Raw genomic sequence first — 26,408 nt, 5'->3', positions numbered from 1 at the left:
ATGGATTCGCAACGCAATCTTCTTATCATCGCTTTGTTGTTCGTGTCTTTCATGATCTGGCAAGCCTGGGAGCAGGACAAAAATCCGCAACCCCAGCAGCAGACCACGCAGACTACGACCACAGCAGCGGGTAGCGCCGCCGACCAGGGCGTACCGGCCAGTGGCCAGGGGAAACTGATTACGGTTAAAACTGATGTGCTTGATCTGACCATCAACACCCGCGGTGGTGATGTTGAGCAAGCGCTGCTTCCGGCTTACCCGAAAGCGCTGAAATCGACTGAACCGTTCCAGTTACTGGAAACTACGCCACAGTTTATCTACCAGGCGCAGAGCGGCTTAACCGGTCGTGACGGCCCGGATAACCCGGCTAACGGCCCGCGTCCGCTGTATAACGCTGATAAAGATGCGTATGTACTGGCTGATGGCCAGAACGAAATCGTTATTCCGCTGACCTATACCGACAAAGCCGGCAACGTCTTCACCAAGACCTTCACCCTGAAACGCGGTGATTATGCGGTGAACGTGGGTTATAGCGTGCAGAACGCCAGCGAGAAACCGCTGGAAGTCTCGACCTTCGGTCAGCTGAAGCAGACCGCCGCGCTGCCGTCCAGTCGCGATACGCAGACCGGCGGCCTGTCCACGATGCATACTTTCCGTGGCGCGGCGTTCTCCACCGCGGATTCGAAATACGAAAAATACAAATTCGATACCATCCTGGACAATGAAAACCTGAACGTCAGCACCAAAAACGGTTGGGTTGCCATGCTGCAGCAGTACTTCACCACCGCGTGGGTGCCGCAGAATAACGGGACGAATAACTTCTACACCGCCAACCTCGGCAACGGCATTGTCGCTATCGGCTATAAATCTCAGCCGGTACTGGTGCAGCCTGGTCAAACCGACAAACTGCAGAGCACGCTGTGGGTCGGCCCGGCGATTCAGGACAAAATGGCTGCCGTCGCGCCGCACCTGGATCTGACCGTCGACTACGGCTGGCTGTGGTTCATCTCCCAACCGCTGTTCAAGCTGCTGAAATTCATCCACGGCTTCCTCGGCAACTGGGGCTTCTCGATTATCGTCATCACCTTTATCGTTCGTGGCATCATGTACCCGCTGACCAAAGCGCAGTACACCTCCATGGCGAAGATGCGTATGCTGCAGCCGAAAATTCAGGCCATGCGCGAGCGTCTGGGCGACGATAAACAACGTCAAAGCCAGGAGATGATGGCGCTGTATAAAGCGGAAAAAGTGAACCCGCTGGGCGGCTGCTTCCCGCTGATTATCCAGATGCCGATCTTCCTTGCGCTGTACTACATGCTGAGCGCCTCGGTAGAACTGCGTCATGCGCCGTTTATCCTGTGGATCCACGATCTGTCTGCGCAAGACCCGTACTACATCCTGCCGATCATCATGGGCGCGACGATGTTCTTCATCCAGAAGATGTCGCCGACCACCGTGACCGACCCGATGCAGCAGAAGATCATGACCTTTATGCCGGTCATCTTCACGGTGTTCTTCCTGTGGTTCCCGTCTGGCCTGGTGGTGTACTACATCGTCAGCAACCTGGTGACCATTATCCAGCAGCAGCTGATTTACCGTGGTCTGGAGAAGCGTGGCCTGCATAGCCGCGAGAAGAAGAAATCCTGATACTCTTCATTCTTCAAGCCAACGCATCTGCGACCTGGATAATTTAGAGTAGTTACGGTAACGTTAATGCCAGAGAAGGCGGTCAATGGACCGCCTTTTTTACATCTACATAGAGAGTCACCATGAGCCATAACGACACTATCGTCGCCCAGGCAACCCCACCGGGACGCGGGGGTGTGGGCATCCTGCGTATCTCCGGCCTCAAAGCGCGAGACGTCGCGCAGGCGGTACTCGGCAAGCTGCCGAAGCCGCGCTATGCCGACTACCTGCCGTTCAACGACGTTGACGGTACGCCGCTGGATCAGGGGATTGCGCTGTGGTTCCCCGGGCCGAACTCCTTTACCGGGGAAGATGTGCTTGAGCTGCAGGGCCACGGCGGCCCGGTCATTCTCGACCTGCTGCTCAAACGTATTCTGACCCTGCCGGGCCTGCGCATCGCCAGACCGGGCGAATTCTCCGAGCGCGCGTTCCTTAACGACAAGCTCGACCTGGCGCAGGCAGAGGCCATCGCCGATCTTATCGACGCCAGCTCAGAACAGGCGGCGCGCTCGGCGCTGAACTCGCTGCAGGGGGCGTTCTCCGCGCGGGTGAACCACCTTGTGGAAGCGCTCACTCACCTGCGCATCTACGTGGAAGCGGCGATTGATTTTCCGGATGAAGAAATTGATTTCCTCTCCGACGGCAAAATTGAAGCCCAGCTGAACGAGGTGATGGCCGACCTCGACGCCGTCCGCGCCGAAGCCCGTCAGGGCAGTCTGCTGCGCGAAGGGATGAAAGTGGTGATCGCCGGGCGGCCAAATGCCGGTAAATCGAGCCTGCTGAACGCCCTGGCGGGCCGCGAAGCGGCGATCGTCACCGACATTGCGGGCACCACCCGCGATGTGCTGCGCGAGCATATCCATATCGACGGCATGCCGCTGCATATCATTGATACCGCGGGCCTGCGCGACGCCAATGACGAAGTGGAGCGTATCGGCATCGAGCGCGCCTGGCAGGAGATTGCGCAGGCTGACCGGGTGCTGTTTATGGTCGATGGCACCACCACCAGCGCCGTTGACCCGGCGGAGATCTGGCCAGATTTTATCGAGCGCCTGCCCGCTAAACTGCCGATTACTGTGGTGCGCAATAAAGCCGATGTTACCGGCGAAGCGCTGGGTATCAGCGAAGTAAATGGCCACTCACTGATCCGCCTGTCGGCACGCACCGGCGAAGGCGTCGAGGTGCTGCGTAATCACCTCAAGCAGAGCATGGGCTTCGATACCAATATGGAAGGCGGCTTCCTCGCCCGCCGTCGCCATCTGCAGGCGCTGGAAGAGGCGGCGAACCATCTGCAGCAGGGCAAAGCCCAGCTGCTGGGCGCCTGGGCCGGCGAGCTGCTGGCGGAAGAGCTGCGTCTCGCGCAGCAGGCGCTGAGCGAGATCACCGGGGAGTTCACCTCCGACGACCTGCTGGGCCGCATCTTCTCCAGCTTCTGTATCGGCAAATAACGTTTAGTCCGTAAACGTTCACTCACCCGCATTAGCGCCGCGTTAATGCGGGTTTTTTCTTGCCCTTTGCGGCGCAACGTTCTCTACTTTTATCTCCCCCTAACCACGAGACTAAAGCATGACCGTTGAATATACCGTGATCGAGAAGGTGCCCTCCGCCGAAGCGTTTTGCCACCTGCGGGTGGTAGCGGGCATGTCGCCGCGCCCCGTAGAAGGCGCCAGAGCCGGGCTGCCGCAAAGCTGTTATGGCGTACATATCCTCTGGCAGGAGACGCCGATCGCCATGGGGCGCATCGTCGGCGACGGCGCGATTAATTTCGACATTGTCGACGTCGCCGTCGATCCGGCTCACCAGGGGAAGGGCCTTGGCCGGCTGGTGATGGAGAAACTGGTCGCCTGGCTGGATGCGAACGCCTTTGACGGCGCCTACGTTACGCTGGTGGCGGATGTTCCGGAGCTGTACGCGAAGTTTGGCTTCGAAAGCGTTCGGCCGGAAAGCGAAGGGATGGCCCGCGTCTGGCGACGCCGGGGCCGCTAGTTCGCGTTTCCTGCCAGGAAAATAGCGTTGTCCAAATGGCAACTCGTCTTGCGGAGCGTATCTCACTATGCTGAACGCCATTCACATCGCGAGGATCTCATGACACGCTTTCTTCTCTGCAGCTTTGCCCTGGTTCTGCTCTATCCCTCCGGCATCGATATGTATCTCGTCGGCCTGCCGCGTATTGCTCAGGATCTGGGAGCCAGCGAGGCGCAATTACATATCGCCTTCTCGGTCTATCTGGCCGGAATGGCCTCCGCGATGCTGTTTGCTGGCCGTATCGCCGACCGCTCGGGGCGCAAGCCTGTCGCCATTGTGGGCGCGGCGATCTTTGTTATCGCCTCCCTGCTCTGCGCGCAGGCGCACACCAGCAGCCACTTCCTTACCGGACGCTTTATCCAGGGGATCGGCGCCGGCTGCTGCTACGTGGTGGCTTTCGCTATTCTGCGCGATACGCTGGACGACCGTCGGCGGGCCAAAGTGCTGTCGTTGCTCAACGGCATTACCTGCATCATCCCCGTTCTGGCGCCGGTGCTCGGCCACCTGATCATGCTGAAATTCCCGTGGCAGAGTCTGTTCTACACCATGATCGGCATGGGGGTAACGGTGGGTTTACTGGCGGTATTTATCCTGCGCGAGACGCGTCCGACGGCGCCTCCGCAGACGGCTATGCCGCAGCATGGCGCGGACGAATCGCTGTTGAATCGCTTTTTCCTCAGCCGCATTCTCATCACCACCCTCAGCGTAACGGCGATCCTCACCTACGTGAACGTCTCGCCGGTACTGATGATGGAGGAGATGGGGTTCGATCGCGGCACCTATTCCATGACGATGGCGCTGATGGCGATGGTCAGCATGGCGGTCTCCTTCTCGACGCCGTTCGCCCTGTCGCTGTTTAAACCGCGCACCCTGATGATAACCTCGCAGCTGCTGTTTCTGGCGGCTGGCGTGGCGCTGAGCATCGCCACCCACCAGGCCGTCACCCTGGTCGGGCTGGGCATGATTTGCGCCGGCTTCTCCGTCGGCTTCGGCGTCGCGATGAGCCAGGCCCTGGGGCCATTCACGCTGCGCGCCGGTGTCGCCAGCTCGGTCCTCGGCATCGCGCAGGTGTGCGGTTCGTCGCTGTGGATATGGCTCGCCGCTATCATCGGACTCAGCGCAATGAATATGCTGATCGGGATACTCATTGCCTGTAGCATAGTGAGTCTTGTTCTGCTACTGGTCGCCACCCCGCCGCGGGTTGCGCAACACGATGAAGAAGCCGCTTTCGAGTCTCGATCTTAATTTACTCCTCTGCCTGCAGCTCCTGACCCAGGAGCTCAGCGTTACCCGTACGGCGAAGCGGATGAACGTTTCGCCCTCGGCGGTGAGCAAGTCGCTGGCCAAACTGCGCGCCTGGTTTGACGATCCGCTGTTTGTCAAAACGCCGCTGGGCCTGGCGCCCACGCCGCTGGTCAGCAGCATGGAGCAGGATCTGGCGGACTGGATGCAGATGGGCAACCAGATCCTCGATAAACCGCACCACACCATGCCGAGCGGCCTCAAGTTCGAGCTGGCGGCGGAAACGCCGCTGCTGATGATCCTGTTTAACACCCTCTCCCAGCGCATCTATCAGCGCTATCCGCAGGCATTGATTCGTTTGCGCAACTGGGACTACGACTCCCTGGACGCCATCATTCGCGGCGAGGTGGATATCGGCTTCTGCGGGCGCGAAAGCCATCCGCAGTCGCGGGAGCTGCTAAGCCTGCTGCCGTGGTATATCGATTTTGATGTGCTGTTCACCGACCTGCCGCAGGTCTGGCTGCGCGCCGATCATCCGGCGCTCAGGGAGGAATGGGATCTGGCGGCATTCTTACGCTATCCGCATATCACCATCTGCTGGGAACAACGCGATACCTGGGCGCTGGACGACGTGCTGCAGGAGCTGGGGCATAAACGTAACGTGGCGCTGACCGTGCCGGGGTTTGAGCAATCCCTCTTTATGGCGGCCCAGCCGCAGCACACCATGCTGGCCACCGCGCCGCGCTACTGCCAGCACTATAATCAGCAGCACCAGCTCCCCCTGGTCTCCCGACCGCTGCCGCTGGAGCCGCAGCATCTGGAAAAGCTTCGCGTCCCCTTCACCTTGCTATGGCATAAACGCAACAGCTACAACCCGAAGCTTGTCTGGCTTAGAGATACGCTGAAAGCGCTCTATTCCGGTACGCTGTAAGCCTTGTTTCGTGCCCATAGCACCTTATTTGCGCAAGAATTTGTAAAATTCAAACAAATTCCCTTTTCAAGGGGGGATTTCGGCATTAAAACCTGTTAATACCAGGCGATAATAGCGCCCGCCGTTTTATTCAGACCATTACTCACGGAGCGACGTATGGCAACGCATTTTGCACGAGGGATACTCAGTACCGGGGAGCCGCTATCGACACGTTTGTCAGCGGCCTGTCATCAATCCGCACGTCGGCTCCCTGAATACCGGCAAGCCCGCTTTCGCGCTTCGCGGTCGCTGCTCGCCGAACTGCTGTTTATGCTTTACGGCATCAGCGAGCTGCCTGAAATCGTTAACGAAGCCAATGGCAGACCGGTTTTTAGCGATCGTCACCTTCCCCGCTTCTCTATCTCTTATACTGGCAATATCGTTGGCGTGGCGCTGACCACCGAGGGGGATTGCGGCCTCGACATGGAGCTGCAGCGCGCCGTTCGCAGCCACGACGCCGACCGGCAAAATTTCAGTAACAATGAGAATCTGTGGATTAACATTCAGCATGACCCGGACGAAGCGCGCAGCCAGCTGGTGGCGCTGCGGCGCAGCGTGCTGAAACTGACCGGTGAGACATCAACGCAGCTGCAGCTGCTGCCTGGCTCCGGCCGCCTGCGTACCGCCGGCAGCCTGCCGATCGAAGCCGTCTGTGACGCCGAATCGCTGCTGGTGTGGTCGATTGCCGCTACCCCGAATATCGGCCCGCTGAAGGTCTGGGAGTATGATGCTAAGGGAGGCGACTGGCACAGCCTGGCGGACGCTCAGCGCCGCGCACGCGAACCCTCAGCCCGCCTGATGCGCTTTACCAGTCTGCCCACGGAAAAAACCTTATCCCTCAATTGACCGGTCTTGCCGGCATCATGATCCAAAGGAGCAATCATGTCAGATACCTTGAAAGTGGTTACGTTACTCGGCAGCCTGCGTAAAGGGTCGTTTAATGGAATGGTCGCGCGTACCCTGCCCGGCATCGCGCCAGCGGGCATGCACATTTCCGCGCTGCCGTCGATCGGCGATATTCCGCTGTACGATGCTGATATTCAGGAGGAAGAGGGATTCCCGCAGAGCGTGCAGGAGATTGCGCAGCAGATCCGCGAGGCGGATGGCGTGGTGATTGTCACCCCCGAGTATAACTATTCCGTGCCTGGCGGCCTGAAAAACGCCATCGACTGGCTTTCACGTCTGCCCGAGCAGCCGCTGTCCGGCAAGCCGGTGCTGATTCAAACCAGCTCTATGGGCGCCATCGGCGGCGCGCGCTGCCAGTATCATCTGCGGCAGATTCTGGTGTTCCTCGATGCGATGGTGATGAATAAACCGGAATTTATGGGCGGCGTGATCCAGAACAAAGTGGATCCGCAGTCGGGTGAAGTGGTCGATCAGAGCACCCTCGACCATCTGCGCGGCCAGCTGACTGCCTTTGGCGACTATATTCAGCGGGTTAAAGCATAAAAAAAGCCCGGCAGCGATGCCGGGCTTTTTCATCATACGTGCGGATTAATGTGCATCGATAAAGACAATCTTCAGCACAAACAGCAGCGAGACGATAATGACGCAAGGGCTGAGGTCGCGCAGACGGCCGGTGCCAATTTTCATCACGCAGTAGGAGATAAAGCCCAGGGCAATGCCTTCGGTGATCGAGAAGCTAAACGGCATCATCACCGCGGTGATAAACGCCGGTACCGCTTCCGTCAGGTCATCCCACTTCACGCGCGCCAGGCTTGAGGTCATCAGCACACCGACGTAAATCAGCGCGCCGGCGGCCGCATAGGCTGGAACCATCCCCGCCAGCGGAGAGAGGAAGATAACCAGCAGGAACAGGATACCGACGACCACGGCGGTCAGGCCGGTGCGCCCGCCCACGGAAACGCCGGAGGAGGATTCGATATACGCTGTTACCGACGAGGTGCCGATGAAGGAGCCTGCCACCGACGAGACGCTATCGACAAACAGCGCCTGCTTCATGCGCGGGAATTTACCGTTGGCGTCCGCCAGACCCGCTTTATCCGTCACGCCGATCAGCGTCCCGGAGGAGTCAAACAGGTTGACCAGCATAAAGGAGAAGATCACCCCGGCCAGGCCCAGATTCAGGGAGCCCGCCAGATCGACATGACCGATCACCGAAGTCACGCTCGGCGGCGCCGAGACGATACCGGTGTAGTGTACATCACCCAGCATCCAGCCCAGCAGGGTGGTCACCACGATAGAGACCAGAACCGCGGCATGAATGTTGCGCGACGCCAGAATTGCGATGATAAAGAAGCCCAGCACGCCCAGCAGCACGCTGTGGGAGGTCAGATGACCAATGCTGACCAGCGTTTCCGGGTTTGCGACGATAACCCCGGCGTTCTTCAGGCCCATCATACCGATAAACAGACCGATACCGCTGGTGATGCCCACGCGCAGGCTCAGCGGAATATTGGCGATCATCCAGTAGCGTACGCGGAAGATCGTCAGCAGCAGCAGGCCGACGGCGCCCCAGAAAATCGCGCCCATCCCGACCTGCCACGGCAGGCCCATCGCCTGCACCACCACAAAGGCGAAAAAGGCGTTCAGGCCCATCGCCGGCGCCAGGGCGACCGGCAGGTTCGCGAACAGCCCCATCAGGATACTGCCGAAAGCGGCAATCAGACAGGTGGTCACAAACACGGCGCTGGTATCCATGCCCGCTACGCCAAGAATTTGTGGGTTAACAAAAACGATATACACCATCGTCAGGAACGTGGTGAAACCGGCGATGGCTTCCGTGCGCACCGTGGTGCCGTGCTCGCGCAGTTTAAATACGCGCTCCAGCAGACCCTGGCCAGAAGACTGGCTGGTTTGTTGTTGACTCATTATCGGTTTCCGAACGTAAGGAGGGAAAATTCGACGCTATCCTATACCAAATTACAGCACCAGGCGCGGTTGTATGGTAATTTTTTTCATTTATTTTGCTTATACGGCAACGATTGCGTCGCGGTATTGGACATGACGAAAACGTTAAACTTGTTAATATGGAATGGCTATGACTCAACCAGAAGCAGTATTTTTTGACTGTGACGGCACGCTGGTCGACAGCGAGGTGATTTGCTCCCGCGCCTACGTGCATATGTTCCAGGAATTTGGCATTACGCTGGAGCTGGCAGAGATTTTTAAGCGCTTCAAAGGCGTAAAGCTGTACGAAATAATCGACACCATCAACGCCGAGCATGGCGTTAACCTGCAAAAGGTCACTCTGGAGCCGATTTACCGTGCGGAAGTCGCCCGCCTGTTTGATAGCGAACTGGAGGTGATTGCCGGAGCCCAGGCGCTGCTGGATGCGGTAAGCGTCCCGATGTGCGTGGTTTCCAATGGCCCGGTCAGTAAGATGCAACACTCTCTCGGCCGCACCGGCCTGCTGCACCATTTCGCTGACCGGTTATACAGCGGCTACGATATTCAGCGCTGGAAACCCGATCCGGCCCTGATGTTCCATGCCGCAAAGGCGATGAGCGTTAACGTTGAGAACTGTATTCTGGTTGATGATTCCAGGGCAGGTGCACAATCGGGAATAGCCGCCGGCATGGAGGTGTTCTACTTCTGCGCCGATCCGCACAACCCGCCCATCGATCATCCCAACGTGACGACCTTTACCGATCTGGCTGCGCTTCCGGCATTGTGGAAAGCGCGCGGTTGGGATATCACTCGCTAGCCCCCGGCGTCGCCCAGCCGGGCGACGGTTGGCAGGTAGCGCTATGTTCTAGCCCAGAACAGGACGGCTGGCGACCGGCTATCTCTTCATCATCTTCGGACACAATCACTTTCATCTTGTCTTTCTTCACTCGCGGAAAGCGGGGGCTAAACGCCCCCACCGGCTATTTAAACAGTTTTTGCACAAACTCCGCGTAGGCCGGGCGCCAGACGTCCATTTCATGGTTCAGGCCGGGATAGGCGTGATAGTCAAAGTTGATCTTCTGTTTTTCCAGTTCGCTTTTCAGACCCGCGATGTCTTTGCCGGTCACGGAATCTTTTTCCCCGACGACCACGGTAAAGTTACGCAGCTGTTGATTGATCGCCTCAGGATGTTTCAGTTGCGCTTCCACACCGGCATTCGGCACCGTGGTGGTCGTGACGCCGCTAAACGTGGCGAGCCAGCCAAAGCTCTCCAGATGATTCATCCCGGAAACCAGCGCCTGATACCCGCCCTGAGAGAGGCCAGCCAGCGCCCGACCGTCGGCATCTTTACGCACGTTAAACCGGGCATCGATCAGCGGAATAATGTCCTGCATCAGCTCCTTATCCGCCGCCTGCGCATTCAGCGGATAGAAGGTTTTGCGTCGCTCCTGCGGCGGGAAGTTTTCCGCGATGGCTTCCGGGGTGTCGGTTTCGGTATCCGGGACCACCACCAGCATAGGCTTGATCTTGCCCTCCGCCAGCAGGTTATCCATGATTTGCGGAATACGCCCCTGATCGATGGCCGACAGCCCGCTGTCGCCAAAGCCATGATAGAAATAGAGCACCGGCAGCGGCTCGCCGCTGCCGCTATAGTTCGGCGGCGTCCAGACATAGAGCCGCCGTTCCGCATTCAGCGCCTTCGAGTGATAGGTAAGGGTGCGCAGATCGCCGTGCGCGACCGGGCGATCGTCCAGAATACTGCCGGGAACCAGAATCAGGCTGGTGTTCACCTGACGCTGCGGCTTCTGATAGCGGCTGCCGGTATCCACCGAGCGGAAGCCGTCCACATCAAAATAATATTCATAGAGATTGGGTTTCATTGCCTCGCTTTTCCATGTCCAGACCCCGTGGTCCGCTTTGGTCATGTCGTGCGAGACAAAGGTGTCCGGCGTGGCGCCTGTCACCACCGAAACCCGCCGGGCATCAGGGGCAAACAGGCGGTAAGTGATACTCTTATCCGCGTTAACCTGAGTGATAAAGTGGCTCACCGGCAGGGAGGGCTCGGGCATCGCTGGCAACGGTGCCGCCTGAATGGTGAACGCCGCGCCTGCCAGCGCGAGGGCGAAATAAATGGCATGTCGTTTCATCGTTATTCCTCTTACGTTGTGTCCGTTCTGTTATCGTCTCACCACCAGATTTCCGCCTGCGCCCCTACGGCAAACTGATCGTTTTTACCGTCTTCAAAAATGTGGGTGGTGTTATTCGCGGCCTTATCCAGGTCGATATCCTTCGCTTTAATATAGGTGGCATAGAAGCGAATTTCCGGGCGCGAGGTCAGCATACTGGTATTAACTTTGAAGGTATGGAACAGCGTGGTCTTATAGCCGGATTCGTTATATTTCTTGCCGGTCACATCTTTGTTTTGCTGCCTGAAGTACCCCAGTTCGACGCCGGTCTGGTTATATTTATTCCAGATATAGGCCGGCCGCAGGACCGTTCGGATGGATTCAAAATCGGAGTGGGCCCCGGTCTCGTAACTGTAAACGTCGTTGCCAAAGGAGTAAACGATGGCATTCGCCATAATAATGTCATCGCGTAAATAGGTTTCCCCTTGCGAGGTTAAGCGCACGGCAGTGCCATTGGTATGGTCGCCATAATAGCGGCCGTTAAAGGTGGTATAGGGGCTGGATCCGGCATAGCGCGAGAAGCTGCTGGCAATGGAGTTATTCGCCAGCAACAAAGAAAATTCGTTAAAGCCGCCGTGAGCAAATTTTTGCGTTAACGAGGTGCCGGCCATCCAGGTATCTTTCCATGGATAATAGCCTTCATTGCCCTCTTTATATTTCTCAGAAGAACTTTGGTTGGCGGCGACATAGCGTCCGCTGACCATCAGACTGGCTTTATCCCACAACGGGATCTCTTTGTAACGGATATCGAGGGTATTGGTGTTAATTTGCTGCTTATTGCTTAAAGAACGATCGTAGTCATCCACATCCTCCCGGACCAGCGCGATATCGAATTTCCCGGCGCCTACCTGCCAGTTTTCCAGCCCCACGCCAGCCGCCGCATCGGTTCTCTGCGTTTTCCAGTCCAGCATCTGGATCTCGATTTTTGGCGCACCGTGTTTGCCGACCCAGAAATCGGCTTCCGGGGCAAACGGCAGGAATCCTTTGGTGTTAACGTACATATCCGAGAACTGGATGTAGTTTTCGCCGCCGGCATTGTCACCAAACCAGCCAGTGGAATACTGCTGGCCAACGTTCCCGTCGAGCATCACGATGGCGTCGACGCGTTTATTGCCTTCCTGAAACACCCGCTGCTTCAGCTGCAGATCGAACCAGCCGGAATATTCATTGCCCAGACGGCCAAGCGAGCCAATGGCCCACGACTTTGGCGAGCCATGCGAGGCGGTTCCCCAGCCCGAGCGGAAGTAGCCGTTATAGCTAAAGCCAATTTCATCTTTGACGAACTTGCTAAAGTCTTTCAGCGTCATCGCGCTGTAGGCTGGCGCGCCGTCTGTGGCAGGTTGTTGATTTTTGACCAGTACCGCATCCGGTTTCACTGCTGCTTTCGGTCCTGCCGCCGCCGCGACGGTGCGCGTCTGGCTCTCTGCAGGCGAAGACCATGTGGCCCAAATCTGGTCTCTTTTTCTCTCCTGGTCCTGATATTTTTTGAGCTCTTTTTGCGTATCGCTAAGCGCTTTTTCCAGCAACTCAAGCCGTTGCTCTACCGTCAACTGGCTCGCGAACAGCGTGGTTGAATAACAAAGCGGCGCCAGCAATACCATCGCCGAAGCGATCCTGTTTTTTCTAAACATAATATTCCCTTATATAATTGTTGGCATAAATAAATACGACAGCGACAAGCATCGCGCGGGTTTTAATAGCTGTATCCATACCGCTTAAGGGCGCGAGGGCTGTTATTTTTGCGGTGAGAAAAAAGCAAAAAAACCCGAAGAAGACGATCTGCCTAAACAGATAATCCTCTTCAGGTTTTGCCCGCGCATCGCGGTAGCAACCCTTATTAATTCATTCTTAGCGCGCATAAAAAAACCTGATATCGCCGCCGTGGGGGGGCAATATCAGGTTTTGCCTGCTGTCGCAGTAACAATCCGTTTAAAACATTCTGAGCTTGCGCGCTCAGTCAGTGGATACTGATTGTTACGCGATAAAATGAAGAACTCAAACGGGCAGCCTGTTAATTGTGACGATAATCGCAGCAATATCGCTGCCGCTGGAGGAATCATATCTAATTCTGATAAATCCATTTATCAGAATTAAACAAAATGATTATTACTCTTTCGGATCTTTTCCGGCGAGCAGTTTATCCAGTTCATCGCCGCCCACATGACGGAAATCCTGGCCTTTGACGAAGTAGAAAATATATTCGCAAATATTCTGGCAGCGGTCGCCGATACGTTCGATGGAGCGCGCGCAGAACAGCGCCGTCAGAACGCTGGGGATAGTGCGCGAGTCTTCCATCATGTAGGTCATCAGCTGACGCACGATGCCTTCATACTCCTGGTCGACTTTCTTGTCTTCGCGATAGATACGTACCGCCTCGTCGAGATCCATACGCGCGAAGGCATCCAGCACGTCATGCAGCATCTGCACCGTATGGCGGCCCAGCGATTCGAGGCTCACCAGCAGCGGCTGGTGCTGCTGGGAAAACTTCTCCAGCGCGGTACGGCAGATTTTATCCGCCACGTCGCCAATGCGTTCCAGCTCAGCGATGGTCTTGATGATCGCCATCACCAGGCGCAGGTCGCTGGCGGTCGGCTGGCGCTTGGCGATGATGCGCACGCAGGCTTCATCGATCGCCACTTCCATCATGTTGACCTGCTTGTCGCCGTCAATCACGCGTTTCGCCAGATCGCTGTCCTGGTTATGCATGGCGGTGATCGCATCAGAAAGCTGTTGCTCCACCAGCCCACCCATGGTCATCACCTGGGTGCGGATATACTCCAGTTCAGCGTTGAACTGGCCGGAAATATGTTTGTTAAGATTTAGGTTGTCCATGGTGTCTCCTGATTGCCCAACTGGTGAGAGCCTGAAAGCACAAGGGCAAATCAACCGTAGCGGCCAGTAATATAATCTTCAGTTTGTTTCTTCGCGGGCTTGGTGAACAGGTCATCCGTGTTGCTGAACTCAATCAGCTCGCCAAGATACATAAATGCCGTATGGTCGGAGCAACGCGCAGCCTGCTGCATGTTGTGAGTCACGATAACGACGGTGTAATCCTGCTTCAGCTCGGTGATCAGCTCCTCGATACGCCCGGTAGAGATCGGGTCCAGCGCTGAGCAAGGTTCATCAAGCAGCAGGACTTCCGGGCGGATCGCGATACCGCGGGCGATGCACAGGCGCTGCTGCTGACCGCCGGAGAGAGAATACCCGCTCTGGTGCAGTTTATCTTTGGTTTCATTCCATAATGCGGCTTTGGTCAATGCCCACTGCACGCGCTCATCCATATCGGCACGGGACAGCTTTTCAAACAGGCGCACGCCGAAAGCGATGTTGTCGTAAATGGACATCGGGAACGGCGTTGGCTTCTGGAATACCATGCCAACCTTGGCACGCAGCAGGGCGATATCCTGGGTGTTGGTCAGAATGTTGTCGCCATCCAGCAGGATCTCGCCTTCCGCGCGCTGCTCCGGATACAGTTCAAACATTTTGTTGAACGTACGCAGCAGGGTGGATTTACCACAGCCTGACGGACCGATAAACGCCGTCACCTGGTTTTTGGTGATATCCAGGTTGATGTTCTTCAGGGCATGGAATTTACCGTAGTAGAAGTTCAGGTTGCGAACTGAAATCTTACCCGGGGCTGTATTCACCATACTCATCTCAATCTCTTCCTCATTCAGCGCAGCTGTCGCTGCGCCGCAAAAATTAACCGTGTTTCTTCTTGGCGAAGATAACGCGCGCCAGGATGTTCAGCAGCAAGACGCACAGGGTGATAATCAATACCCCGGCCCATGCCAGTTGCTGCCACTCCGCAAACGGACTCATGGCAAATTTGAAAATGGTCACCGGCAGGTTGGCAATCGGCTGCATCATGTCGGTGCTCCAGAACTGGTTGGACAGCGCGGTAAACAGCAGGGGCGCCGTTTCCCCGGCGATACGGGCGATAGCCAGCAGGATCCCGGTCATAATCCCCGAGACGGACGCTTTCAGGGTGATCGCCGAGATCATCTTCCACTTCGGCGTACCCAGCGCATAGGCCGCTTCACGCAGGCTATCCGGCACCAGTTTCAGCATGTTTTCGGTGGTACGAATAACGATAGGCACCTGCAGCAGCGCCAGGGCGATCACCCCCGCCCAGCCGGAGAAGTGCTGCATCTGCGCCACCACGATGGTGTAGACGAACAGACCAACCACGATAGACGGCGCGGAAAGCAGAATATCGTTAATAAAACGGATAATTTCCGCCAGCACCGACTTGCGGCCATACTCCGCCAGATAAATTCCAGCGAGGATTCCCAGCGGCGTACCAAAGATGGTTGCCCACAGGATCAGCAGGCCGCTGCCGGCGAGGGCGTTGGCCAGACCGCCGCCCGCGGTATTCGGCGGCGGCGTCATTTCGGTAAACAGCGCCAGGCTCATGCCGTCGAAGCCGCGGGTTATCGTCGCCATCAGGATCCAGATAAGCCAGAACAACCCAAACGCCATGGTGGCCATCGACAGCGCCAGGGCGATACGGTTCTTCATGCGGCGTTTAGCCTGCATCTTGCGGCGAGACTCCGCCAGCTCGGCGGTGCTTTGCATTTCAATAGTCGCCATTAGCGTGCCCCCTCATTCTTCGCGAGGCGCATAATCATGAACTTCGACGCCGCCAGAACGATAAAGGTGATAACGAACAGGATCAGACCCAGTTCCATCAGCGCCGCCACGTGCAGACCGGTTTCGGCTTCGGCGAATTCGTTGGCCAGCGCGGAGGTAATGCTGTTCCCCGGCATATACAGCGATATGCTGTCGAGCTGGTAGGTGTTACCGATGATAAAGGTGACCGCCATGGTTTCACCCAGCGCGCGGCCCAGACCGAGCATCACGCCACCGATCACCCCGTTCTTGGTGAACGGTAAAACGATGCGCCAGATCACTTCCCAGGTGGTGCAGCCGATGCCATAGGCCGACTCTTTCATCATCACCGGCGTCTGTTCGAAAACATCACGCATTACCGCGGCGATATAAGGGATGATCATGATGGCCAGAATAACGCCAGCGGCGAGAATACCGATACCAAACGCCGGGCCAGCAAACAGCGCGCCGACGAACGGAATAGTCGACAGGACGTTACCGACAGGCTCCTGGAAGTAAGTCGCAAACAGCGGGGCGAAAATAAACAGGCCCCACATGCCGTACACGATACTCGGGATCGCGGCCAGCAGCTCAATCGCAATGCCCAGCGGACGCTTGAGCCAGGCGGGGGACAGTTCCGTCAGAAACAGCGCGATGCCGAAGCTCACCGGTACGGCGATCAGCAGCGCGATAAAGGAGGTCACCAGGGTCCCGTAAATCGGCACCAGCGCGCCGAAGATTTCGTTGGGCGCATCCCACTCTTTGGTCCACAAAAAGGCAAAGCCAAACTTTTGAATGCTCGGCCAGGAAGAGATGATCAGGGAAACGATGATGCCGCCCAGCATCAATAGCACAATCAGCGCAGCCAGTTTTACCAGCGCACTGAAAATCATGTCACCCTTTTTCCCCGGAGGGGTAAATGCAGGCTTGGTTGCAGCCATAGATTACTCTTTACGTATTAAAGCTTGTTCGAATAAATGCCCGGTGGCGTTCGCTTCCGGGCCTACAGTCTGAACCGTAGGGCGGGCAGCGCTGAACGCCCCCGCCATCTTCGTCAAAAATCTACTGTTAGTACAGCGCTTTACCGCTGCTGTCTTTGACGTTGGTTTTCCATGCCGCACGAACCTGCTCAACCACGCTTTCCGGCAGCGATGCGTAATCCAGCGCATTCGCTTCTTTCCCGCCGTTTTTATACGCCCAGTCGAAGAACTTCAGCACTTCAGCGGTCTGCTCAGGCTTGTTAGTCGCCTTATGCACCAGGATGAAGGTGGTTGAGGTGATCGGCCATGCATTTTCACCCTTCTGGTTAGTCAGGTCCTGAGCGAAAGACTTGCTCCAGTCAACGCCTTTTGCGGCGTTAGCGAAGTTGTCTTCAGTCGGGCTAACCGGTTTGCCATCGGCAGAGACCAGTTTGGTGTACGCCAGATTGTTTTGTTTGGCGTAAGCGTATTCGACGTAACCAATCGAGCCCGGCAGACGCTGAACAAAGGCGGCGATACCGTCGTTGCCTTTACCGCCAAGACCGGTTGGCCAGTTAACGGTAGAGCCTGCGCCGATTTTCGATTTCCACTCTTCATTCACTTTGGACAGGTAGCTGGTGAAGACGAAGGAGGTACCGGAACCATCGGCGCGGCGAACCACGGCGATATTCTGCGACGGCAGCTTCAGACCCGGGTTGAGTTTAGCGATCGCTTCGTCATCCCATTTTTTAATTTTACCCAGATAGATATCGCCGAGGGTTTTGCCATCCAGCACCAGCTCGCCGGATTTCACGCCAGGCAGGTTAACCGCCAGCACCACGCCGCCGATCACGGTCGGGAACTGGAACAGACCTTCCTGGGTCAGTTTGTCATCAGCCAGCGGAGCATCAGAAGCACCGAAATCAACTGTGTTGGCAATAATCTGCTTAACGCCACCAGAGGAACCAATACCCTGGTAGTTCACTTTATTGCCGGTTTCTTTCTGATAGGTGTCAGCCCATTTGGCATACACCGGCGCAGGAAAAGTTGCACCTGCGCCAGTCAGGCTTGCTGCTGCGAAAGCAGAGAAAGCGCTCATCGATAAGGTCGCGGCGACAACTGTTGCGACGGTGGTACGCATAACGTTCATAATGTCTCCTGCTGGGATTCGTAAATCATTGTTTCGAGGCTATGGTGAGCAAAATAGGTCAAAGAGGTGACAGTAAAATGTACGAATTATGACAGTTTTATGACAGGCCGGGAGACGGGATTTTGCGTCAAATAATACGCTTATAACTCAAATGGTTACTTGCAAGCATGACCATACAATGACGGAATAATTTTCTTTTTATGACAGCCAAATCGCAGTGCAAAACGATCGGTTGTCGTCTATCGCCATCCCACATATTGCGCACAAGATCGGCGAAAAACAGCAGGTGAAAATAAAAAAGGGCCACCGCCGGCAGCCCTTTGCAAAAGAGGTAATACGTTACTCAACCGTGACCGATTTCGCCAGGTTACGCGGCTGATCAACGTCTGTGCCTTTGATCAGCGCAACGTGATAAGCCAGCAGCTGCAGCGGCACGGTGTAGAAGATGGGGGCGATGGTCTCTTCGACATGCGGCATCTCAATGATGTGCATGTTGTCGCTGCCGTTGAAGCCGGCGTCACCGTCGGCGAAGACGTACAGCTCACCGCCGCGGGCGCGAACTTCTTCGATGTTGGATTTCAGTTTTTCCAGCAGCTCGTTGTTCGGCGCCACCACGATCACCGGCATTTCCGCATCAATCAGCGCCAGCGGGCCGTGCTTCAGCTCGCCCGCCGCGTAGGCTTCCGCGTGAATGTAGGAGATCTCTTTCAGCTTCAGCGCCCCTTCCATGGCGATCGGATACTGATCGCCGCGGCCGAGGAACAGCGCATGGTGCTTATCAGAGAAACGCTCTGCCAGCTGCTCAATACGCTTGTCCTGAGAGAGCATCTGCTCAATACGACTCGGCAGCGCCTGCAGGCCGTGGACGATATCATGCTCAATGGACGCATCCTGACCTTTCAATCGCGCCAGTTTCGCCACCAGCATCAGCAGCACCGTCAGCTGAGTGGTAAAGGCCTTGGTCGAGGCCACGCCAATTTCCGTTCCGGCTTTGGTCATCAGCGCCAGATCGGATTCGCGCACCAGCGACGAGCCCGGCACGTTGCAGATGGCCAGCGAGCCGAGATAGCCCAGCTCTTTCGACAATCGCAGCGCCGCCAGCGTATCGGCAGTTTCACCGGACTGGGAAAGGGTGATCATCAGGCTGTTACGACGCACCGCGGACTTGCGATAGCGGAATTCGGAGGCGATTTCCACATCGCACGGCACGCCGGCTAACGCTTCAAACCAGTAGCGGGAGACCATCCCGGAGTTATAGGAGGTCCCGCAGGCAACAATCTGAATATGTTCGACCTGAGCCAGCATTTCATTGGCGTTCGGCCCCAGCTCGCTGAGATCGACTTCGCCGTGGCTGATACGCCCGGTCAGGGTGTTCTTAATCGCGTTCGGCTGTTCGAAAATCTCTTTCTGCATATAGTGGCGATAGATACCTTTATCGCCGGCGTCATACTGCAGATTGGATTCGATCTCCTGGCGCTTCACTTGCGCAGCGGATTTATCGAAAATCACCACCGAGCGACGAGTCACTTCCGCAATATCGCCCTCTTCGAGGAAGATGAAGCGGCGGGTAACCGGCAGCAGCGCCAGCTGGTCGGAGGCGATAAAGTTTTCACCCATGCCCAGACCGATAACCAGTGGGCTACCGGAGCGGGCCGCCAGCAGAGTTCCCGGGTCGCGGGTATCCATGATGACGGTGCCGTAGGCGCCGCGCAGCTGCGGGATGGCGCGCAGCACGGCTTCACGTAAGGTACCACCTTGTTCCAGCTCCCAGTGCACCAGATGGGCGATAACTTCGGTATCGGTCTCAGTGACGAAGACATAGCCGCGAGACTGCAGCAGTGCGCGCAGCGGCTCGTGGTTTTCAATGATCCCGTTATGGACCACCACAATGTGTTCAGAAACATGCGGATGCGCATTGCTCTCAGACGGTTCGCCGTGCGTCGCCCAACGAGTATGGGCGATCCCGGTACCACCGTGTAACGGTTGCTCTTCGACCGCCTGAGCCAGCATCTGTACCTTACCCAGGCGACGCACGCGGGTCATATGACCTTCGCTGTCGACTACCGCCAGACCGGCAGAGTCATAGCCACGGTATTCCAGACGACGTAAACCTTCGAGAAGGATTTCAGCAATATCACGCTGCGCGACTGCGCCAACAATTCCACACATAGTTAAATTTCCTGATAATGGCGATATGCCATGCGTTGTCGCTGACCTGTATTTGCCCGTTTTCCGGGCGCCCCGAGCCTTGTAGAGAGTGGGGTTATTGTTATGGTACTGCCTGCGGACGGGGATCTATATTGACCCTCTCATCCTGGTTCGCCGGGCGTTTTTCCCCCCCGGCGACAATCCTGTTTATTTTTTCTTCACCGGACGCTGCCAGCCCTGTTTGTGGACCTGCGGTACGCGGCTCAACACCAGTTCGTTATCGGCGATATTGCGTGTGACGGTTGTGCCGGCGGCGATCGTGACGCCGTTGCCTACCGTGACCGGGGCCACCAGCTGGGTATCCGAGCCGACAAAGACATCATCGCCAATAATCGTTTTATGTTTATTCGCGCCATCATAGTTGCAGGTGATGGTGCCCGCGCCGATATTGACGTTATCACCGATCTCCGCATCGCCCAGATAGGTCAGATGACCCGCCTTGGAGCCTTTGCCGAGACGCGCCTTTTTCATTTCCACGAAGTTGCCAACGTGGGCGCCTTCCAGCAGTTCGGCGCCCGGGCGCAGACGGGCAAATGGGCCGATGGTGCAGGCCGCCTGCAGCTGGGCATCTTCCACCACGCTGTAGGGGCTGATTTCGCAATCATCGCCGATAGTGCTGTTTTTAATCACACAGCCGGCGCCGATTTTCACGCGATCGCCCAGCACGACGCGGCCTTGCAGAATAACGTTAGTATCGATCTCCACATCGCGCCCGTGCTGCAGCGTACCGCGCAGATCGAAACGCGCCGGATCGCGCAACATCACCCCCGCCAGCAGCAGCTTTTCCGCTTGCTCAGCCTGGTAGACGCGCTCCAGGCGCGCAAGCTGCAGGCGATTGTTGACGCCTTCGACTTCGCTCAGGCGCTGGGGATGCACGGCAACGATCTCGTGACCTTCCTGATGCGCCATGGCGATGATATCGGTGATGTAGTATTCGCCCTGGGCGTTGTTATTGGTGAGCTTCGCCAGCCAGCGCTTGAGATCTGCTCCGCCGGCGATCAGGATCCCGGTGTTAATTTCCTGAATCTGGCGCTGCGTCTCGCTGGCATCTTTGTGCTCAACGATGCCTGTCACCTGGCCATTCTCACGGGTAATGCGGCCATAGCCGGTTGGATCATCCAGCTTCACCGTCAGCAGACCAATCCCGCCCTGCGGTTTCGCGGCGCGCAGGCGCTGTAGCGTCTCGACGGAGATCAGCGGCACGTCGCCGTAGAGCATCAGGATATCTTCATCATCATTGAAGAACGGCGCCGCCTGCTGCATGGCGTGCCCGGTTCCAAGCTGCTCGGCCTGCAGCACCCAGTTCAGGTTGTCTTCATGCAGCGTCTGACGCAGCAGATCGCCGCCGTGGCCGTACACCAGGTGTACCGCACATGCGCCTAAATCGTTAGCGGCATCAATGACATGCTGCACCATTGGCTTCCCGGCCAGGGTATGCAGCACCTTAGGAAGATCGGAATACATGCGGGTCCCTTTGCCTGCGGCAAGGATAACCACGCTCATCGCACTATTTGACATACTCATCCTGACGGTAGTTAGAACGAAAAGTAAAAGCCTTTCACGTTGAAATTTCTACATATTTTTCATCATAAAACGAGACGTGGAGAAAACGTCCAGGCTCACGGCTATACACCATTTTATGACGCTATTTTTAACCACTGCAAATCAGTTTAACGCTGAAAAAGGAGGGTAGGGAGGATAATCATTGACTATCTCACTGCTTTTGCTGTTTTTTCGTCACCTGAATAAAGCCACTGCGGAAAGCGGTTTTCAGCACCCACAGCGGGAAGAACCAGGATAATCGTCGCCAGTCGCTGGCGGGGGGAGGGCGGCAAAGTGATTGATGTAGTGATTAAAAACGAAAGGCCACCGTCAGGTGACCTTCTTTGCCCGGTTTCACATCGCCAGTGTTGTCGTTTTGATGGGCGATACGTCGTGTCAGCGGGGGAGATAGCGCGGAGCTTAGAAGCTCAGGACGCTAAATTTAGCGATGATTTTATGGAACAGTTTCATGATGAATTCCTGACGCAGGTGCAATTTGATAACGCTATTTTATGTGACATACATCACATAAAATAGAGTCTACGCTTCATCATTTAACTAATCAATAACAATTAAGGGTGAACTCTGTTTTCACTTCATCCGCTCGTCAGCAGCTGGCCATAAAAAAAGCCAGCCTGGAAACCAGACTGGCTTTTTACGTTCAAGCCGGTGTTACATCGCTTTTTTGGTCAACTCGATAACGCGCAGTTTAGCGATCGCTTTGGCCAGTTCCGCGGACGCCTGAGCGTAATCCACGTCACCATGAGAGCTCTTAATGTGCTCTTCAGCCTTACGTTTCGCTTCCAGGGCTCGCGCTTCGTCGAGATCCTGGCCACGAATTGCGGTATCCGCCAGGACGGTCGTGCTACCCGGCTGCACTTCAAGAATGCCGCCTGACAGGTAGATAAATTCTTCGTGACCGTGCTGCTTAACGATGCGAATCATACCAGGCTTAATGGCGGTGAGCAGCGGCGCGTGCCCCGGGTAAATACCCAGTTCACCTTCGCTACCCGTTACCTGGATTTTCTCGACCAGACCAGAGAACATTTGTTTCTCTGCGCTGACGACGTCCAGGTGGTAAGTCATTGCCATATCACCCTCCGATTAAGGCGTTAAAGTTTTTTGGCTTTTTCCACGGCTTCGTCGATAGAACCGACCATGTAGAACGCCTGCTCCGGCAGGTGATCGTATTCGCCTTCCATGATGCCTTTAAAGCCACGGATGGTGTCTTTCAGGGAGACGTATTTGCCCGGAGAACCGGTAAATACTTCTGCCACGAAGAACGGCTGGGACAGGAAGCGCTGGATCTTACGCGCGCGAGCTACCACCAGTTTATCTTCTTCAGACAGTTCATCCATACCCAGGATGGCGATAATGTCTTTCAGTTCCTGATAACGCTGCAGAATGGACTGAACGCCACGAGCGGTGTCGTAGTGCTCCTGACCAACAACCAGCGGATCCAGCTGACGGCTGGTGGAGTCCAGCGGGTCAACGGCCGGGTAGATACCCAGGGATGCGATCTGACGGCTCAGTACTACGGTTGCATCTAAGTGAGCAAAGGTAGTGGCTGGGGATGGGTCAGTTAAGTCATCCGCCGGTACGTATACCGCCTGTACGGAAGTGATAGAGCCGGTTTTGGTGGAGGTGATACGTTCCTGCAGAACGCCCATCTCTTCCGCCAGGGTCGGCTGGTAACCTACCGCTGAAGGCATACGACCCAGCAGTGCGGATACTTCCGTACCGGCCAGGGTGTAACGATAGATGTTATCGACGAACAGCAGTACGTCACGACCTTCGTCACGGAACTTCTCAGCCATGGTCAGGCCGGTCAGCGCAACGCGCAGACGGTTTCCCGGCGGCTCGTTCATCTGGCCATACACCAGGGATACTTTGTCGATAACGTTGGAGTCGGTCATTTCGTGGTAGAAGTCGTTACCCTCACGAGTACGTTCACCTACGCCCGCAAACACGGAGTAACCGGAGTGCTCGATCGCGATGTTACGGATCAGCTCCATCATGTTTACGGTTTTACCTACACCCGCGCCACCGAACAGACCGACTTTACCGCCCTTGGCGAACGGACACATCAGGTCGATAACTTTGATGCCGGTTTCCAGCAGTTCCTGAGAGCTGGACAGCTCTTCATAAGACGGTGCTGCGCGGTGGATAGCCCAACGCTCTTCTTCGCCGATGTCGCCTTTCATGTCGACCGGTTGACCCAGTACGTTCATGATACGACCCAGCGTAGCTTTACCAACCGGGACTTCGATCGGGTGCTCGAGGTCTTTTACATCCAGACCGCGGCGCAGACCATCGGAAGAACCCATGGCGATGGTACGCACGATACCGCCGCCCAGCTGCTGCTGAACTTCCAGCACCAGAACTTCATTACCATTCTGTACCTCAAGGGCTTCGTACACGCGTGGTACGGCATCCTGAGGGAACTCGACGTCGACCACGGCGCCGATTACCTGGACAATCTTTCCAGTAGCCATCTTAAATCCTCTACGAAATAACCTGGTTAAACCGCGGCGGCCCCCGAGACGATCTCGGTGAGTTCCTGAGTAATGCTGGCCTGACGAGCTTTGTTGTATACCAACTGCAGCTCTTTAATCAGGCTGCCGCCATTATCGGTCGCGGCTTTCATCGCCACCATACGGGCGGCCTGCTCGCTGGCCAGGTTTTCAACCACGCCCTGATAAACCTGAGACTCGACGTAGCGGCGCAGGAGGGTATCCAGCAGCGCTTTCGGATCGGGCTCATACAGGTAATCCCAGGATTTACGTTTCAGATCAGCGTCTTCTGATGCCGGTAACGGCAGCAGCTGAGTGATCGTCGGAACCTGAGACATGGTGTTAATAAATTTGTTGCTGACAACGTACAGCTTGTCCAGACGGCCTTCATCATAGGCCTGCAACATCACTTTTACCGGGCCGATCAGTTCGGACAGGGATGGGTTATCCCCCATACCGGTCACCTGTGCAACGACGTTGCCGCCAACGGAGTTAAAGAAAGAGACGCCCTTAGAGCCGATCATTGCGAGGTCGCACTGAACGCCTTTATCGGACCATGCTTTCATTTCCGCCAGCAGTTTCTTGAACAGGTTAATGTTCAAGCCGCCGCACAAACCACGGTCGGTCGACACCACCAGGTAGCCCACGCGCTTAACGTCGCGTTCTTCCAGGTAAGGGTGCTTATATTCCAGATTACCGTTCGCAAGGTGACCAATCACTTTGCGCATAGTATCTGCGTAAGGACGGCTGGCCGCCATGCGCTCCTGCGATTTACGCATTTTGGAAGCGGCGACCATCTCCATCGCTTTAGTGATCTTTTGCGTGTTCTGGACGCTTGCGATCTTACTACGTATCTCTTTTGCGCCGGCCATGAGCTTCTCCTCAATGCCTTGCGGCCTGCCCTAAGACAGACCGCCAGACGTTACCAGGACTGGGTTGCTTTGAAGGAATCGAGGATGCCTTTCAGCTTGCCTTCGATTTCGTCGTTATAGCCACCGGACTGGTTAATCTCTTGCATCAGCGGAGCGTGATCACGGTCGACGTAAGCCAGCAGAGCGGCTTCGAAGCTACCGATTTTCGCCAGTTCTACATCAGCCAGATAACCACGTTCTGCTGCGAACAGAACCAGAGACTGCTGCGCGACGGACATCGGCGCATACTGTTTCTGTTTCAGCAGTTCGGTCACTTTCTGACCGTGGTCCAGCTGTTTGCGGGTTGCATCGTCAAGGTCGGATGCAAACTGGGAGAACGCCGCCAGTTCACGATACTGCGCCAGCGCGGTACGGATACCACCGGACAGTTTCTTCATGATCTTGGTCTGCGCTGCACCACCCACACGGGATACCGAGATACCCGGGTTAACCGCAGGACGAATACCGGCGTTGAACAGGTTGGTTTCCAGGAAGATCTGACCATCGGTAATGGAGATTACGTTGGTCGGAACGAACGCGGAAACGTCACCCGCCTGGGTTTCGATAATCGGCAGCGCGGTCAGAGAACCGGTTTTCCCTTTCACTTCACCTTTGGTGAAGGCTTCAACGTATTCGGCGTTAACACGCGCAGCACGCTCCAGCAGACGAGAGTGGAGGTAGAATACGTCGCCCGGGAACGCTTCACGTCCTGGCGGACGACGGAGCAGCAGGGAGATCTGACGATAAGCAACAGCCTGTTTAGACAGGTCATCGTAAACGATCAGCGCATCTTCACCGCGGTCGCGGAAGTATTCGCCCATTGCGCAACCCGCGTATGGCGCCAGGTATTGCAGTGCAGCAGATTCGGATGCAGTCGCTACCACCACGATGGTGTTAGCCAGCGCGCCGTGCTCTTCCAGTTTACGCACCACGTTAGAGATGGTGGACGCTTTCTGGCCGATAGCAACATAGACGCACTTGATGCCGGAATCACGCTGGTTGATGATGGCATCGATAGCCAGCGCAGTTTTACCGGTCTGACGGTCGCCGATGATCAGTTCACGCTGACCACGACCGATTGGGATCATGGCGTCAACGGATTTATAACCGGTCTGTACCGGCTGATCGACGGACTGACGTTCGATTACGCCCGGCGCGATCGCTTCAACGGCGGAGAAACCGTCGTTTTCCAGCGGACCTTTACCATCAATTGGCGCGCCCAGGGTGTTAACCACGCGGCCCAGCAGGCCACGGCCAACCGGAACTTCCAGGATACGGCCAGTACATTTCACCTTCATGCCTTCGGCGAGGTCAGCGTACGGACCCATCACCACCGCACCAACGGAGTCGCGCTCCAGGTTCAGTGCGATAGCGTAACGGTTACCCGGCAGGGAGATCATCTCACCCTGCATACATTCGGCAAGGCCGTGGATGCGGATAACACCGTCACTTACAGAAACAATAGTACCTTCGTTATGAGCTTCGCTCACAACATTGAACTGAGCAATGCGCTGCTTGATCAGTTCGCTGATTTCGGTGGAATTCAGTTGCATGC

General features: G+C 56.3%; 22 protein-coding genes. 8 read left to right on the top strand and 14 right to left on the bottom strand.

Going from position 1 to position 26,408, the window contains the following annotated elements:
- The 7 genes from yidC (at position 1) to QLG03_RS18420 (ending at position 7,372) form a co-directional block, all read left to right on the top strand.
- Positions 1–1,647, top strand: coding sequence for a membrane protein insertase YidC (yidC, locus tag QLG03_RS18450; protein ID WP_023291460.1), 1,647 nt, complete (start codon positions 1–3; stop codon positions 1,645–1,647).
- 122 nt (positions 1,648–1,769) lie between these two features.
- On the top strand, positions 1,770–3,134 hold the full coding sequence (gene mnmE / locus QLG03_RS18445; protein WP_021313053.1) for a tRNA uridine-5-carboxymethylaminomethyl(34) synthesis GTPase MnmE: 1,365 nt from the start codon (positions 1,770–1,772) through the stop codon (positions 3,132–3,134).
- A gap of 118 nt (positions 3,135–3,252) precedes the next feature.
- Positions 3,253–3,672, top strand: a complete 420-nt coding sequence (locus QLG03_RS18440) for a GNAT family N-acetyltransferase (protein WP_023291462.1) — start codon at positions 3,253–3,255, stop codon at positions 3,670–3,672.
- Between the two features lie 99 nt (positions 3,673–3,771).
- Positions 3,772–4,956: an MFS transporter gene (locus tag QLG03_RS18435; protein ID WP_050534289.1), complete on the top strand. Its 1,185-nt coding sequence runs from the start codon at positions 3,772–3,774 to the stop codon at positions 4,954–4,956.
- Positions 4,925–5,884, top strand: coding sequence for an HTH-type transcriptional regulator YidZ (yidZ, locus tag QLG03_RS18430; RefSeq protein WP_004202291.1), 960 nt, complete (start codon positions 4,925–4,927; stop codon positions 5,882–5,884). Before QLG03_RS18435 ends, yidZ begins: the two co-directional genes overlap by 32 nt.
- A gap of 309 nt (positions 5,885–6,193) precedes the next feature.
- On the top strand, positions 6,194–6,769 hold the full coding sequence (locus QLG03_RS18425) for a phosphopantetheinyl transferase (RefSeq protein ID WP_072096716.1): 576 nt from the start codon (positions 6,194–6,196) through the stop codon (positions 6,767–6,769).
- A gap of 36 nt (positions 6,770–6,805) precedes the next feature.
- The gene (locus QLG03_RS18420; RefSeq protein WP_023291465.1) at positions 6,806–7,372 is read left to right on the top strand and encodes an NADPH-dependent FMN reductase; all 567 of its coding nucleotides are present in this window, start codon (positions 6,806–6,808) and stop codon (positions 7,370–7,372) included.
- A 45-nt stretch (positions 7,373–7,417) separates the two neighbouring features.
- On the opposite strand, the gene QLG03_RS18415 is transcribed toward QLG03_RS18420, so the two are convergent.
- Positions 7,418–8,755, bottom strand: coding sequence for an NCS2 family permease (locus QLG03_RS18415; RefSeq protein WP_023291466.1), 1,338 nt, complete (start codon positions 8,753–8,755; stop codon positions 7,418–7,420).
- A 169-nt stretch (positions 8,756–8,924) separates the two neighbouring features.
- Between QLG03_RS18415 and yieH the strand changes: the two genes are divergently transcribed.
- Entirely contained in the window at positions 8,925–9,590 is a 666-nt protein-coding gene (yieH, locus tag QLG03_RS18410; RefSeq protein WP_255989685.1) for a 6-phosphogluconate phosphatase, read from the top strand.
- A 163-nt stretch (positions 9,591–9,753) separates the two neighbouring features.
- On the opposite strand, the gene QLG03_RS18405 is transcribed toward yieH, so the two are convergent.
- From QLG03_RS18405 to atpA, 13 genes are all read right to left on the bottom strand, one after another.
- The gene (locus QLG03_RS18405; protein ID WP_048335667.1) at positions 9,754–10,920 is read right to left on the bottom strand and encodes an alpha/beta hydrolase-fold protein; all 1,167 of its coding nucleotides are present in this window, start codon (positions 10,918–10,920) and stop codon (positions 9,754–9,756) included.
- Between the two features lie 38 nt (positions 10,921–10,958).
- Entirely contained in the window at positions 10,959–12,590 is a 1,632-nt protein-coding gene (locus QLG03_RS18400; protein ID WP_282473663.1) for a carbohydrate porin, read from the bottom strand.
- Positions 12,591–13,065: 475 nt separating this feature from the next.
- Positions 13,066–13,791, bottom strand: a complete 726-nt coding sequence (phoU, locus tag QLG03_RS18395) for a phosphate signaling complex protein PhoU (RefSeq protein ID WP_004145007.1) — start codon at positions 13,789–13,791, stop codon at positions 13,066–13,068.
- A 50-nt stretch (positions 13,792–13,841) separates the two neighbouring features.
- Positions 13,842–14,615: a phosphate ABC transporter ATP-binding protein PstB gene (pstB, locus tag QLG03_RS18390; RefSeq protein WP_004145006.1), complete on the bottom strand. Its 774-nt coding sequence runs from the start codon at positions 14,613–14,615 to the stop codon at positions 13,842–13,844.
- 46 nt (positions 14,616–14,661) lie between these two features.
- Positions 14,662–15,552: a phosphate ABC transporter permease PstA gene (gene pstA / locus QLG03_RS18385; RefSeq protein WP_023291470.1), complete on the bottom strand. Its 891-nt coding sequence runs from the start codon at positions 15,550–15,552 to the stop codon at positions 14,662–14,664.
- On the bottom strand, positions 15,552–16,511 hold the full coding sequence (pstC, locus tag QLG03_RS18380; RefSeq protein ID WP_004145004.1) for a phosphate ABC transporter permease PstC: 960 nt from the start codon (positions 16,509–16,511) through the stop codon (positions 15,552–15,554). Before pstC ends, pstA begins: the two co-directional genes overlap by 1 nt.
- A 127-nt stretch (positions 16,512–16,638) precedes the next feature.
- Positions 16,639–17,679, bottom strand: coding sequence for a phosphate ABC transporter substrate-binding protein PstS (pstS, locus tag QLG03_RS18375; RefSeq protein WP_023291471.1), 1,041 nt, complete (start codon positions 17,677–17,679; stop codon positions 16,639–16,641).
- A 339-nt stretch (positions 17,680–18,018) separates the two neighbouring features.
- Positions 18,019–19,848, bottom strand: coding sequence for a glutamine--fructose-6-phosphate transaminase (isomerizing) (glmS, locus tag QLG03_RS18370; RefSeq protein WP_023291472.1), 1,830 nt, complete (start codon positions 19,846–19,848; stop codon positions 18,019–18,021).
- Between the two features lie 186 nt (positions 19,849–20,034).
- Complete coding sequence (gene glmU / locus QLG03_RS18365; protein ID WP_044525109.1) at positions 20,035–21,405, bottom strand: bifunctional UDP-N-acetylglucosamine diphosphorylase/glucosamine-1-phosphate N-acetyltransferase GlmU; 1,371 nt, start codon at positions 21,403–21,405, stop codon at positions 20,035–20,037.
- A gap of 696 nt (positions 21,406–22,101) precedes the next feature.
- Positions 22,102–22,521 carry a F0F1 ATP synthase subunit epsilon gene (locus tag QLG03_RS18360; protein ID WP_004107274.1) on the bottom strand — a complete coding sequence of 140 codons (420 nt, stop codon included), beginning with the start codon at positions 22,519–22,521 and terminating at the stop codon, positions 22,102–22,104.
- 20 nt (positions 22,522–22,541) lie between these two features.
- The gene (gene atpD, locus QLG03_RS18355) at positions 22,542–23,924 is read right to left on the bottom strand and encodes a F0F1 ATP synthase subunit beta (RefSeq protein WP_023291474.1); all 1,383 of its coding nucleotides are present in this window, start codon (positions 23,922–23,924) and stop codon (positions 22,542–22,544) included.
- A gap of 26 nt (positions 23,925–23,950) precedes the next feature.
- Positions 23,951–24,814: a F0F1 ATP synthase subunit gamma gene (gene atpG / locus QLG03_RS18350; protein ID WP_004144996.1), complete on the bottom strand. Its 864-nt coding sequence runs from the start codon at positions 24,812–24,814 to the stop codon at positions 23,951–23,953.
- A gap of 50 nt (positions 24,815–24,864) precedes the next feature.
- Positions 24,865–26,406 (bottom strand): F0F1 ATP synthase subunit alpha, encoded by a 1,542-nt coding sequence (atpA, locus tag QLG03_RS18345; RefSeq protein WP_004144995.1) that lies wholly within the window; start codon positions 26,404–26,406, stop codon positions 24,865–24,867.
- Positions 26,407–26,408 lie beyond the last annotated feature (2 nt).

Source organism: Klebsiella sp. V115_8, assembly GCF_029967715.1.
In the GTDB taxonomy this organism is placed as follows: Bacteria; Pseudomonadota; Gammaproteobacteria; order Enterobacterales; family Enterobacteriaceae; genus Klebsiella; species Klebsiella quasipneumoniae.
Note: the sequence above shows the minus strand (reverse complement) of the source record. Positions and strands in the feature narration are given on the sequence as shown.